At 59.2% G+C, this 11704-nt stretch carries 13 protein-coding genes; 6 read left to right on the plus strand and 7 right to left on the minus strand.

The window, feature by feature from the left end:
* Window positions 1–16: 16 nt before the first annotated feature.
* Together gudD and M9827_RS18835 are read right to left on the minus strand one after the other, a co-directional pair.
* Window positions 17–1360, minus strand: a complete 1344-nt coding sequence (gudD, locus tag M9827_RS18830; protein ID WP_250606580.1) for a glucarate dehydratase — start codon at window positions 1358–1360, stop codon at window positions 17–19.
* A 21-nt stretch (window positions 1361–1381) separates the two neighbouring features.
* Window positions 1382–2728 (minus strand): MFS transporter, encoded by a 1347-nt coding sequence (locus tag M9827_RS18835; protein WP_250606581.1) that lies wholly within the window; start codon window positions 2726–2728, stop codon window positions 1382–1384.
* Window positions 2729–3072: 344 nt separating this feature from the next.
* Here M9827_RS18835 and M9827_RS18840 point away from each other — a divergent pair, with 344 nt between their 5' ends.
* Together M9827_RS18840 and M9827_RS18845 are read left to right on the plus strand one after the other, a co-directional pair.
* Window positions 3073–3786, plus strand: a complete 714-nt coding sequence (locus M9827_RS18840) for a FadR/GntR family transcriptional regulator (protein WP_250606582.1) — start codon at window positions 3073–3075, stop codon at window positions 3784–3786.
* 92 nt (window positions 3787–3878) lie between these two features.
* A complete protein-coding gene (locus M9827_RS18845; RefSeq protein ID WP_250606583.1) occupies window positions 3879–4112 on the plus strand; it encodes a hypothetical protein in 234 nt (77 codons plus the stop codon).
* Between the two features lie 395 nt (window positions 4113–4507).
* Here the strand turns inward: M9827_RS18845 and trhP are convergent, their stop codons facing one another.
* Window positions 4508–5839, minus strand: coding sequence for a prephenate-dependent tRNA uridine(34) hydroxylase TrhP (gene trhP, locus M9827_RS18850; RefSeq protein ID WP_250606584.1), 1332 nt, complete (start codon window positions 5837–5839; stop codon window positions 4508–4510).
* 222 nt (window positions 5840–6061) lie between these two features.
* Between trhP and M9827_RS18855 the strand changes: the two genes are divergently transcribed.
* Complete coding sequence (locus M9827_RS18855) at window positions 6062–7123, plus strand: AI-2E family transporter (RefSeq protein ID WP_250606585.1); 1062 nt, start codon at window positions 6062–6064, stop codon at window positions 7121–7123.
* On the opposite strand, the gene M9827_RS18860 is transcribed toward M9827_RS18855, so the two are convergent.
* The 3 genes from M9827_RS18860 to M9827_RS18870 all read right to left on the minus strand — a co-directional run bounded on the left by M9827_RS18860 (window position 7120) and on the right by M9827_RS18870 (window position 8189).
* Window positions 7120–7302 carry a hypothetical protein gene (locus M9827_RS18860; RefSeq protein ID WP_123450964.1) on the minus strand — a complete coding sequence of 61 codons (183 nt, stop codon included), beginning with the start codon at window positions 7300–7302 and terminating at the stop codon, window positions 7120–7122. The two genes, M9827_RS18855 and M9827_RS18860, sit on opposite strands and share 4 nt — an antisense overlap.
* Window positions 7303–7404: 102 nt before the next feature.
* A complete protein-coding gene (locus M9827_RS18865; RefSeq protein ID WP_129391949.1) occupies window positions 7405–7599 on the minus strand; it encodes a hypothetical protein in 195 nt (64 codons plus the stop codon).
* Between the two features lie 230 nt (window positions 7600–7829).
* Window positions 7830–8189: a hypothetical protein gene (locus M9827_RS18870; protein WP_187677652.1), complete on the minus strand. Its 360-nt coding sequence runs from the start codon at window positions 8187–8189 to the stop codon at window positions 7830–7832.
* A 255-nt stretch (window positions 8190–8444) separates the two neighbouring features.
* On the opposite strand from M9827_RS18870, the gene M9827_RS18875 reads away from it, so the two are divergent.
* Both M9827_RS18875 and M9827_RS18880 read left to right on the plus strand, forming a co-directional pair.
* Complete coding sequence (locus M9827_RS18875) at window positions 8445–9263, plus strand: shikimate 5-dehydrogenase (protein WP_250606586.1); 819 nt, start codon at window positions 8445–8447, stop codon at window positions 9261–9263.
* 207 nt (window positions 9264–9470) lie between these two features.
* Complete coding sequence (locus tag M9827_RS18880) at window positions 9471–9989, plus strand: cupin domain-containing protein (RefSeq protein WP_250606587.1); 519 nt, start codon at window positions 9471–9473, stop codon at window positions 9987–9989.
* Window positions 9990–10124: 135 nt separating this feature from the next.
* Here M9827_RS18880 and M9827_RS18885 read toward each other — a convergent pair whose 3' ends face one another.
* Window positions 10125–10769 carry a YceH family protein gene (locus M9827_RS18885; RefSeq protein WP_250606588.1) on the minus strand — a complete coding sequence of 215 codons (645 nt, stop codon included), beginning with the start codon at window positions 10767–10769 and terminating at the stop codon, window positions 10125–10127.
* A gap of 125 nt (window positions 10770–10894) precedes the next feature.
* Here M9827_RS18885 and M9827_RS18890 point away from each other — a divergent pair, with 125 nt between their 5' ends.
* Entirely contained in the window at window positions 10895–11404 is a 510-nt protein-coding gene (locus tag M9827_RS18890; protein WP_250606589.1) for a DUF1993 domain-containing protein, read from the plus strand.
* Window positions 11405–11704 lie beyond the last annotated feature (300 nt).

Here is an 11704-nt window from a genome sequence, read left to right on the forward strand (position 1 = left end):
AGTTATCAGTGAGGCATCAGCGCACCAGGCACGGCCGCTTGTTATCGAACGTCCACCCCGGAATCAGAAACTGCATCGCCACGCTGTCATCCCGCGCGCCGAGGCCCATGCCTTTATATAGCTCATGAGCCTTGGCCAGCTGATCCATGTCCAGCTCGACTCCCAGCCCCGGTTTCTTTGGCACCTGCACCAGACCATCGACGATTTGCAGCGGGGCCTTGGTCAGGCGCTGGCCGTCCTGCCAGATCCAGTGGGTGTCGATCGCGGTGATCTCGCCCGGTGCGGCAGCGGCGACGTGGGTGAACATCGCCAGTGAGATATCAAAGTGATTGTTGGAATGCGAACCCCAGGTCAGGCCCCATTCATGGCACATCTGCGCCACGCGCACCGAACCCTGCATGGTCCAGAAGTGCGGGTCGGCCAGCGGAATGTCCACCGACTGCAACTGGATCGCGTGGCCCATCTCGCGCCAGTCAGTGGCGATCATGTTGGTGGCGGTTTTCAATCCGGTAGCACGGCGGAATTCGGCCATCACTTCACGGCCGGAATAACCGTTTTCCGCACCGCACGGGTCTTCGGCATAGGCGAGCACCTGATGCTGGTCGCGGCACAAACGAATGGCCTCTTTCAGTGACCACGCGCCGTTCGGATCAAGGGTGATGCGCGCCTCGGGAAAGCGTTCGGCCAGGGCGGTGACGGCTTCGATTTCCGCATCGCCACTGAGCACGCCGCCCTTGAGTTTGAAGTCCTTGAAACCGTATTTGGCATGGGCTGCTTCAGCGAGGCGCACCACGGCTTCGGCGCTCATGGCTTTCTCGTGACGTACGCGGAACCAGTCGTTGTCGGCGTCCGGTTCGCTGCGGTAGGCGAGGTTGGTTTCGCGCTGATCGCCGACGTAGAACAGATAACCGAGCATCTTTACTTCGTCGCGTTGCTGGCCTTCACCGAGCAGCGCCGCCACCGGTACGTCCAGATGCTGACCAAGCAGATCGAGCAGCGCCGCTTCGAGGCCAGTCACTGCGTGGATGGTGATACGCAGGTCAAACGTCTGCAGGCCACGACCGCCGGCATCGCGGTCGGCGAAGGTCTGGCGCACTTGATTGAGGATCTTCTGATACGTGCCGATCGGGCTGCCGACCACCAAGTTGCGCGCGTCTTCCAGGGTCTGGCGAATGCACTCGCCACCGGGCACTTCACCGACGCCGGTGTGGCCGGCGTTGTCCTTGAGGATGACGATGTTGCGGGTGAAAAACGGCCCGTGGGCGCCGCTCAGATTGAGCAGCATGCCATCGTGGCCGGCCACCGGGATGACTTGCATGTCGGTGATGATCGGGGCTTTGGCGGTGTCGTGTGCGGTCATGTTCTTATCCTTGTAAAAAGTTCAGGCGTGCTTTGGCGCGGCGTCAGCCACGGCGAGGTCGGCAGCAGGTTTCGGCGTGGTGCGCGCGAAGAAGACAATGATTGCGGCAATGATCGACGTCGCGGCCAGGCCATAGAGGCCGCCCTGAATCGAGCCGGTGTGTTGTTCCAGCAGGCCGAACGTGGTCGGCGCGACGAAGCCGCCAAGGTTGCCGACCGAGTTGATCAGCGCGATCACCGCCGCAGCGATGCGGGCATCCAGATACGCCTGCGGGATCGGCCAGAACAGCGACGAGGCGGATTTGAAGCCCAGCGCAGCAAAGCAGATCGCGACGAAAGCGAAGATCGGCCCGCCGGTGGTGGACATGAACATCCCCGCGGCGGCGATCAACAGGGCGGTGGCGACCCACGCCTGCTGGTGTTTCCACTTGGCCGAGAACGAGGCGAAGGCGTACATGCCGATGATCGACAGCAACCATGGAATCGAGTTGAACAGGCCGACCTGGAAGTCACTCATCTCGCCCATTTTCTTGATGATGCTTGGCAGCCAGAAGGTCGCCGCGTAGATGGTCAGTTGAATGAAGAAATAGATCAGGCAGAACAGGATGATCTGCCGGTCCTTGAGCAGTTTGCCCATCGATGGCCGGATCGGCGTCGCAGCTTCGCGGGCCTTCTGTTCAGCGTCGATGGCGTTGACCAGTGCGTCCTGTTCGGCGCGGGTCAGCCATTTCGCGTCGTGGGGTTTGGCGTCGAGCCAGAACCAGACGAAGACGCACAGGCACACGGAAAACATCCCTTCGATGAAGTACATCCATTGCCAGCCGTGCATGCCCAGCCCGTTGATTTGCAGGAGCAGACCGGACAAAGGGCCGGAGATCAACGAGGCCACGGCGGAGCCGCTGAGGAAGATTGCAATGGCCTTGCCGCGTTCGGCGCCGGGCAGCCAACGGGTGAAGTAGTAAATCACCCCGGGGAAGAACCCGGCCTCAGCCACGCCGAGCAGAAAGCGCAAGACATAGAAGTGGGTTTCGTTCTGGATGAAGGCCATGCCGGCGGCGACCAGACCCCAGGTGAACATGATGCGGGTCAGCCAGATGCGTGCGCCGACTTTCTGCAGAAGCATATTCGACGGGACTTCGAACAGCGCGTAACCGATAAAGAACAGCCCGGCGCCGAAGCCGTAAGCGGCGGCACCAATGCCGAGGTCATGTTCCATGTGGGTGCGGACGAAACCGATGTTCACCCGGTCAATGTAATTGACGATGAACATGATCACGAAGAGCGGCAGGACGTGGCGTTTCACTTTCGAGATGGCGGTCGCGAGTGTCGAATCGACGCCCTCGTGCATCCCGGAGACGGAGGTTTTCACTTGGTTTTCTCCCACTGATTATTTTTATGCGGGGCAGGGCATGTGTTGCGCTGTTGATAGACATCATACAACTCGGAAAATTTGTCCTACAAGTGGGGAGGGTCGATTATTTTTCTCTGGGAAGGCGATTTTTTATGCTGTTTTGCGTTACTTCTCAGTGTTTGTTGGAGATTGAAGGTCGTAAAACGTGACGTCGTCTCTCGATCACACGGCTTTGATCGGCAGGGTTGCAGGAGGAACTCACGATTAATTCGAGTGTTGTCATACAAGTAGAGGCGCTAAACTCAACTGTGTTATCCCCGCAGGATGCTACGATCCACAAGCCCCGATCACCGGAACCGACCATGCAAGAAGACCTCGACGCTCCCACCCGCAAACGTGCGCACAACCTCGCCCATGATCTGGTTGAGAAGCTCACCCAGAGCATCCTGCTTGGCCAGTTGTCACCCGGCGACAAACTGCCGTCGGAGAATTCCATCGTTCAGGAACACGGGGTCAGCCGCACCGTGGTGCGCGAGGCGATTTCCAAATTGCAGGCTTCCGGGCTGGTGGAGACGCGCCACGGCATCGGTACGTTCGTCATCGAGCGTGTTGCGGAGCAGGGCTTGCGTTTGAATGTCGACACGGCGCTGGGTGTGCGCAGCATCCTCGAATTGCGTCTGGGCCTTGAAACCCAAGCAGCGGCGTTGGCGGCGCAGCGGCGCACGGAGCCGCAAGTGCTGCAGATGCGTCAGGCGCTGGATGACTATCAGCGGCTCCTCGACAACAACGACAGTTGCGTCGAAGCGGATCGGCGCTTTCATCTGCTGATCGCCGAGGCCACCGGCAATGTTTGCTTCAGCGAGATCATGCAGCACCTGGGTAGCGCGATGATTCCGCGTCATCGGCTCAATGCGGCCGAGCGCGGTGCGGCGGATCTGAGCAAACTCGGGCAACTGGCTCATCTGGAGCATGAGGCGATTCTGAATGCGATCAAGCGTCAGGATGCAGATGCTGCGCGGGCAGCGATGTGGCTGCACCTGACCAACAGCCGCGACCGGTTTTCCGCGCGGGGTTGATGGCCGTTGGTCTGTTCGATAGCACGCCGTCTGCAGGGCTGATTCCAAGTTGTACGGCCCGGGTTTTCCGGACCTACTTGGTGAGGTGTGTCATGGCTAATGATGTGCTGTTTCAGGGTGGTGTGCTGCCCACCGATCCGACCCGGCCGCTGCCCGGTACCGATGAGCCGACACTGGCTGATCACGATTCACCGATGGGAATGCCCCCGGGGCGCGATCCATTGAGTGACGCCGACCGGCCAGATGATTGGAAAGACCCGGGAGCGGACGATGAGGATGTGCCGCCGGCGGATGAGCCGACGCCGTTGTCGGATGATCGGCGCTGAGACTTGGTTGTTGTGCTGGATTTATCGGCCTCTTCGCGAGCAGGCTCGCTCCTACAAGATTTTGTGGCGTGCACAGACTCTATGTACAGTCCATCCGGCGCGCCCTCACCCCAGCCCTCTCCCGGAGGGAGAGGGGGCCGACCGAGGTGTCAGGCGTTATACGTCGACCTGAACAATCGAGTCGATTATGGATTCAGCCAAGTTGAACAATCGAGTCGATTATGGATTCAGCCAAGTTGAACGACCGAGTCGATTATGGATTCGGCCAAGTCCAATCTTCTTGGTTAGAAGAGTCGATTGTGGATTCACCGACGAATTTTCTGGTCCTTGGATTTCTGCAATATCCCCCGATCGGTCCCCTCTCCCTCTGGGAGAGGGCTAGGGTGAGGGCCTGCTCAGGCATCACGCAAATCCCGCATCAACAACCCGAACCGCAAATCCACTGCATCCGGAATCGGCAGATACACCGTATGCCCGTCCCCCGGCGCCACCTCGATGGCCTCGCCCTTGAAGCCCTGCAACTCATGCAGATCAAAATGAAAGTTGCCCTTGGGCGTCATCAACTCCAGATGATCGCCAAGGGCAAAGCGGTTCTTCACTTTGACCTCGGCCAGCCGCCCACGCCGCTCGCCGGTCAACTCACCGACGAACTGCTGGCGCTCCGACACCGAACTGCCATTCTGATAATTCTGGTACTCGTCATGCACATGCCGGCGCAGGAAACCTTCGGTGTAGCCGCGCTGCGCGAGTGATTCCAGGTCGGTCATCAGGTTGCGATCAAACTCACGGCCAGCCACTGCATCATCAATCGCGCGGCGATAAACCTGGGTGGTGCGCGCGCAATAGAAGTGCGATTTGGTCCGGCCTTCGATTTTCAGGGAATGCACGCCCATGCGCGTCAGACGCTCGACGTGCTGCACTGCGCGCAGATCCTTGGCGTTCATGATGTAGGTGCCGTGTTCGTCCTCGAACGCCGGCATCAATTCATCGGGGCGGTTGGCTTCCTGCAGCAGGAACACTTGATCGGTGGGCGCGCCAAGGCCCAGCGTCGGCTCTGGCTGGAAGGTCTGGACGATCTCGCCGAGCTGGTTTTCCGTGGCTTGCTGCGCCGAGTATTTCCAGCGACAGGCATTGGTGCAGGTGCCCTGATTGGCATCGCGCTTATTCATGTAACCCGACAACAGGCAGCGCCCGGAGTAGGCCATGCACAGCGCGCCGTGGACGAACACTTCCAGTTCCATGCCCGGCACCTGTTCGCGGATCTCGCCGATTTCCTCCAGCGACAATTCCCGCGACAGGATGATCCGGCTCAAGCCCTGCTGCTGCCAGAACTCGACACTCGCCCAGTTCACCGTGTTCGCCTGCACGGAAAGGTGAATCGGCATCTGCGGGAAGTGTCGACGCACGAGCATGATCAGTCCCGGGTCGGACATGATCAGCGCGTCGGGTGCCATGTCGATGACCGGTGCCAGATCCTTGAGGAAGGTCTTCAGCTTGGCGTTGTGCGGCGCGATGTTGACCACCACGTAAAAGCGCTTGCCCTGCGCCTGCGCTTCACGGATGCCCAGAGCCAGATTGGCGTGATCGAACTCGTTGTTGCGCACCCGCAGGCTGTAACGCGGCTGGCCGGCGTAGACCGCATCGGCGCCGTAAGCGAAGGCGTAGCGCATGTTTTTCAGGGTGCCGGCGGGGGCAAGCAGTTCGGGGGCGGCGAGGGTAGGGGTCATGGCGGTGTCGGTCGCAAAAGTGCGGCAGGGTAATGCGCACTCGGGCGCGGTTTATTGATCTGGATCTACGCTTTGCACTGAGCGTGTTTTGTTGTGGGTGATTGATCTCGGCGGCTCGCGCTGATCCACAACTATGCTCCATGAATAAAAGATGGCACTCGTGCAGGCCCCGGGTGACTAAGCATCGGGGCGTGCACGACGCCTGACTGACATGGATCGGACATGAACGAAAAAAGCCTTCAATTCAAATCCCTCACCGTGCTGCTGTTGCTGGTCACGGTGGCGTTTATCTGGATCCTCTTGCCCTTCTATGGCGCGGTGTTCTGGGCGGTGATTCTCGGCATTGTGTTTGCGCCGATGCAGCGCCGGCTGCAGGCGAAATTTGGCTGGGAGCGTAATCTGACGTCGCTGTGTACTTTGTCGATCTGTCTGGTGATCGCGATTCTGCCGGTGATCATCCTCAGTGTGCTGCTGGTGCAGGAAGGGGCGACGGTCTACAAGAACATCGAAAGCGGCGAGCTGGACATTGCCGCCTACCTGGCGCAGTTCAAAAACAGCCTGCCGCCGTACTTTCAGCACTTGCTCGACCGTTTCGGCATGGGCGAACTCAACGGCCTGCGCGAGAAGATCGTTAAATCGGCGATGCAGGGCAGCCAGGTGCTGGCCAGTCAGGCCTTCAGTTTTGGCCAGGGCACGTTCGAATTCGTGGTGAGTTTTTTCATCATGCTGTATCTGCTGTTTTTCTTTCTGCGTGACGGCGCCGAACTGGCGCGCAAGGTGCGGACTGCCGTGCCGCTGGAGGAAGGTCACAAACGTCGCCTGCAGTTGAAGTTCAACCGCGTAGTACGGGCGACGGTGAAGGGCAATCTGGTGGTCGCGGTGACGCAGGGCGCATTGGGCGGGGCGATTTTCTGGTTTCTCGACATCCCCAGTGCATTGCTGTGGGCGGTGTTGATGGGGTTTCTGTCGCTGCTGCCCGCGGTGGGCGCGGGGATTGTCTGGGCGCCGGTGGCGGTGTATTTCCTGCTCAGCGGGATGATCTGGCAAGGTGTGGTGCTGGGCTTGTTCGGGGTGTTCGTGATCGGTTTGGTGGACAACGTGATGCGACCGATTCTGGTGGGCAAGGACACCAAAATGCCCGATTACATGATTCTGATCTCGACCCTGGGTGGTCTGGCAGTCTTCGGCCTGAACGGTTTTGTGATCGGGCCGCTGATTGCGGCGTTGTTCATGTCGAGCTGGGCACTGTTCGCCGAGACCAAGCCCAAGGTGCAATTGCCTTAAGCGTGAAACGGCTCGCTGACCAGCTTCTGCGACAGTGCCTGCGCAGCGGGCAAGGACGTCAGCGGGCCACTGATCGCTTCGCCATCACGCATCAGATACCAGCAGGCGAGCAGGCCTGAGGCCCTGAGCGAAGCGGGAACAGCGCTGCCGATAACGGACATGATTTGAACCTGAGCCATGACGAGTACCTCCATCTATCAATGGAGCTACCTTAGAGACTCGCCGTTTTTACGGACAATCAACGCTTTCGATAGTGGTCATTGACGCCGTTGAGGGTTGGCTCAATCGACCACTTGGTCAAGCATGTGCATGACTTCGCGCTCGTTGAGCAGCCCTTTGTGCACAAGGTTCTCCGCCAGCAGCGAAAGAAGCTTGGCGCAGCGATGGCCTTCGAGGTGCTTGAGTTCGGTCAGCGCGCTGTACACCTTGCTGGAGGTGCACAGGCCGACGATGCGGTGCGGATTTTGTGTTGGCATACAGTCGTCCTTGTTGTTATCAACCTGTTGTTTACGGACGGATTCAGATTGCGGTTCCGTCATGACAAATAAATGACCGTTTGATGGAAATGTACATAACGGTCAATCAATCATGCCGACTTTAGCCGGTGAAACTGTCCTCACAGCGACCTTGGCGAGATTTTTTCAGACGCTGGCCGACCAACGGTCATAAAAAAGCCCTGCTGTAAAAGCAGGGCTTTGTGTTTCGGTTACCAGCGTGGGCCGCCGTAGTAGCCATGAGGCCGACCGTAATAGCCGCGCGGCGGGCCGTAATACACCGGGGCCGGCTGAACATAGACCGGTTGTTGCACGTACACCGGCGCTGGCTGGTAGTAGACCGGTGGCGGTGGTTGCTGCACGTAGACCGGTTGTGGCTGAACATAAACCGGCTGTTGTTGCACATACACCGGTCGATCCTGGTTGATCAGCGCCGAGCCGATGATGGCCGAGCCGACGATCGCGCCAAACACCGCAGGGCCTTGCCAGCCGTGGCCACCACCGGCTTCTGCCTGACCTGTGACCGCAAGTGCGCCAATCAACAAGGCCATAATGGGGAGTTTACGAATCATGATAATTCCTCGGTTCTTCGACCCGGCGGCAGGGCCTGCACCAGGCCCACAGTTGTCGCGGGGATACTTCTAAGACAGCGAGATTCTGAAAATCAGCACAGCTGTTGGGTAAATTTTGTGTAAGGTCTGTACCGGCTTCTTTACCAAGCCAAGTGATGGCCCCGGAACACGTTTAAACACGCCCCTATGATCGTTCAGAAGCCGCTGGGCTGGCTAATCCCGTTTATCCGAAAGTGCGTTTGAAGGAGAAGTTTCATGCAGATGAACCCGAACAAAGACACCCAGTTGTGCATGTCCCTGTCGGGGCGCCCGGGGAATTTCGGTCTGCGTTTTCACAACCATTTGTATGAGCAGTTGGGTCTGAACTTCTATTACAAGGCGTTCAGCAGCCAGGACCTGACCGGCGCGGTCGGCGGGATTCGCGCCTTGGGCATCCGTGGTTGCGGCGTGTCGATGCCGTTCAAGGAAGCGTGCATTGCGCTGGTTGATGAACTGGATGCGTCGGCGGCGGCGATCCAGTCGATCAACACCATCGTCAACACCGCCGGCCACCTCAAGGCTTACAACACTGATTACATCGCCGTTGCGCAGTTGCTGGAAACCCACGCGGTGCCCAAGGAATCGACGTTTGCCCTGCGAGGCAGCGGCGGCATGGCCAAAGCGGTGGCCAGTGCCCTGCGTGATGGTGGCTACAAAAACGGTTTGATTGTTGCGCGTAACGAGCGCGCCGGGCGTGCGCTGGCGGATTCGCTGGGTTATCGCTGGCAGGCGGAACTGGGTGATGAACGTCCGCAGATGCTGATCAATGTGACGCCGGTGGGCATGGACGGCGGGCCGGAGGCGGGACAGTTGGCGTTTGAACCGGAGGTGATAAAAGCTGCCGAAACGGTGTTTGATGTGGTCGCGATTCCGTCGGAGACGCCGTTGATCGTGCGTGGCCGGGCCGAGGGCAAAAAGGTCATTACCGGGCTTGAGGTGATTGCGATTCAGGCGCTGGAGCAGTTTGTGCTGTACACCGGCGTGCGCCCGACTGAAGAGCAATTCGCGGCGGCGGTGGCGTTTGCCCGTAGCTGATCATTGAGTTGTGTAGGGGCCTTACCGGCCCCATCGCTGGCAAGCCAGCTCCCACAGGTATCGGGGCGGAGCATAAATATGTGAGCAGCCCCAGGCCCCATCGCTGGCTTGCCAGCGATGAATTCACCTCGGTTTATCCTGCTGCCTATACTGCCTCACCAGCAAGCACAGACTAGCCCCCCCACAAAAACCGTGACCGAGGCTCCCATGCATCCGCCCATCCTCAACCTGCATCAGGTCGAACTCGAACCCCTGCCCGAAGCCCTTGCCCCGCAAGGCGAAACCGCCGGCCGCTACCAACAGCGCATGGCGCGGATTGGCCAGCAATTGGGGGCGCAGAAACTCGGTTATCGCCTGTACGCCTTGCCACCGGGTATGCGTGGCAGTCCGTTTCACAGCCATCGGGTCAATGAAGAAATGTTTTACGTGGTGGCCGGGGAGGGCGAGGTACGTCTTGGCGCCGAGCGCTTTCCGATCCGCGAAGGCGACGTGATCGCTTGTCCGCCGGGTGGGCCGGAAAAGGCGCATCAGATCATCAATACCAGCTCGGGCGAACTGCGTTATCTGGCGGTGAGTACCCAACAGCAACCGGACATTTGCGAATACCCGGATTCGAACAAGTACGTGGTGATGGATAACTTCAAGGTGGATGCCGAGGGCAATGCCTCAGGTTTTGTCGCGGTGGCACGGCAGGCGGATGGTGTGGATTACTGGGAGGGTGAATAACCCCAGGATCTGAAGCCTGATGAATAACCCCTGTGGGAGCGAGCCTGCTCGCGAATGCGGTGTGTCATTCAAAAATGATCTGGTTGACACAACCTCTTCGCGAGCAGGCTCGCTCCCACAATAAAACGGTGGTGATTATTCGAGGCGGGCCAGGCGCTCTTCCAGCGCCGCAATCCGCGCTTCCAGCTCTTCGATGCGTTCTACGGAAACGCCGGCGCTCGATCGATCCTGCGGATTCTGCCGTGCCGCCATGATCGCCTCGCTATCCGCCGGATCACCCAGCGCATGGCTATAACGATCTTCGCGCTGCCCGGCCTGACGCGGAATCAGCACCGCCAGCCCGCGCGCAATCAAGCGCTCAAGCTGATGCACCACCTGTTCGGCGTCTTCGAAATCATGCATGCGTCCGCTGCGGGTCAGCAGCTCATTGACGGTTTGCGGACCGCGCAGAAACATCAGTCCGCTGAGAATCACCTGCGCCGGCACCAGTTCCAGCGCCTTGTCGACCTTATGCTCCCAGCGGTCGGCTCGGCTGCCCATCACCAGTTTGGCGAAACCGCGGCTTTCGAGAGCGCGCAAGCTCTGGCCGACCTGGCCCTGGGTCAGGTTCATCACCGGTTCGCGACTGGTTTTCTGATTGCAGGCCAGCACCAGCGCATTGAGGGTCAGCGGGTAGGTTTCCGGGCTGGTTGCCTGTTTCTCGATCAGCGCACCAAGGATGCGGATTTCCGTGGCATTGAGCCGTGGTTCGTCGAAGCTGGATTCTGTCTCTGTGGTCATCGCGCGTTCCCTCTGCAGTCGAAGGCGCCTAGCCTAATCCTTGCCAAACAAAAGGCAAGCCGTGTGGTCATCAAGCATGGCTATAATCGCCTCCTTGTTCCACCCAGCCACCACACGAGACTGCCATGACCATTTCCCTGTACGCCGCATCCGTCCCGGTATTTCAACAAATGCTCAACGCCCTGAGCGATGTACTGAAAAAGGCTGAAGCCCACGCCACCGAGAAAAACATCGACCCGAACGCGTTCCTGCAGGCCCGCCTGTACCCGGACATGTTCCCGCTGACCCGCCAGGTGCAGATCGCCGTCGATTTCGCCAAAGGTGTTTCGGCACGTCTGGCCGAAGTCGAGCTGCCGAAATACGACGACACAGAAACCACCTTCGCCGAGCTGCAAGCCCTGATCGCCAAGGTTCTGGCCTTTATCGGCGAGATCAAGCCAGAGCAGATCAATGGCAAGGAAGGCATCGAAATCGTCACCCGTCCGGGCACGCCGAAAGAGAAGCGCTTCAGTGGCCAGTCGTACCTGCTGACTTACGGTCTGCCGCAGTTCTTCTTCCATGTCACCACCACCTATGCGCTGCTGCGTCATAACGGTGTTGAAGTGGGTAAACGCGATTACATGGGCGCGTTCTAAAAAGTCAAAAGCCCCTCACCCTAGCCCTCTCCCGGAGGGAGAGGGGACTGATCGCGTTGTTTGTTCGAGATACGCCGACCTGAACTATCAAGTCGAACTCAGGTTTGAACAGCACTCGGTCTGCCCCCTTTCCCCCTCGCCCCCCTTGGGGGGAGAGGGTTGGGGTGAGGGAGGAAAAGATCTCAGCCACAAAAAAGCCCGCCAAGGTTCACACCTCGGCGGGCTTTTCATTTTCCATTGTGGGAGCGAGCCTGCTCGCGAATGCAGTGTGTCAGGCGACATCTATGTCAACTGACCCGC

The sequence above is a fragment of the Pseudomonas sp. AKS31 genome (genome assembly GCF_023634765.1).
Classification (GTDB): Bacteria; Pseudomonadota; Gammaproteobacteria; order Pseudomonadales; family Pseudomonadaceae; genus Aquipseudomonas.

Excerpts from the sequence above, each read along its gene's own strand:
- gudD (WP_250606580.1), bottom strand. The coding sequence starts at position 1,360 with ATGACCGCACACGACACCGCCAAAGCCCCGATCATCACCGACATGCAA.
- M9827_RS18840 (WP_250606582.1), top strand. The coding sequence starts at position 3,073 with ATGCAAGAAGACCTCGACGCTCCCACCCGCAAACGTGCGCACAACCTC.
- M9827_RS18845 (WP_250606583.1), top strand. The coding sequence starts at position 3,879 with ATGGCTAATGATGTGCTGTTTCAGGGTGGTGTGCTGCCCACCGATCCG.
- trhP (WP_250606584.1), bottom strand. The coding sequence starts at position 5,839 with ATGACCCCTACCCTCGCCGCCCCCGAACTGCTTGCCCCCGCCGGCACC.
- M9827_RS18855 (WP_250606585.1), top strand. The coding sequence starts at position 6,062 with ATGAACGAAAAAAGCCTTCAATTCAAATCCCTCACCGTGCTGCTGTTG.
- M9827_RS18860 (WP_123450964.1), bottom strand. The coding sequence starts at position 7,302 with ATGGCTCAGGTTCAAATCATGTCCGTTATCGGCAGCGCTGTTCCCGCT.
- M9827_RS18865 (WP_129391949.1), bottom strand. The coding sequence starts at position 7,599 with ATGCCAACACAAAATCCGCACCGCATCGTCGGCCTGTGCACCTCCAGC.
- M9827_RS18870 (WP_187677652.1), bottom strand. The coding sequence starts at position 8,189 with ATGATTCGTAAACTCCCCATTATGGCCTTGTTGATTGGCGCACTTGCG.
- M9827_RS18875 (WP_250606586.1), top strand. The coding sequence starts at position 8,445 with ATGCAGATGAACCCGAACAAAGACACCCAGTTGTGCATGTCCCTGTCG.
- M9827_RS18880 (WP_250606587.1), top strand. The coding sequence starts at position 9,471 with ATGCATCCGCCCATCCTCAACCTGCATCAGGTCGAACTCGAACCCCTG.
- M9827_RS18885 (WP_250606588.1), bottom strand. The coding sequence starts at position 10,769 with ATGACCACAGAGACAGAATCCAGCTTCGACGAACCACGGCTCAATGCC.
- M9827_RS18890 (WP_250606589.1), top strand. The coding sequence starts at position 10,895 with ATGACCATTTCCCTGTACGCCGCATCCGTCCCGGTATTTCAACAAATG.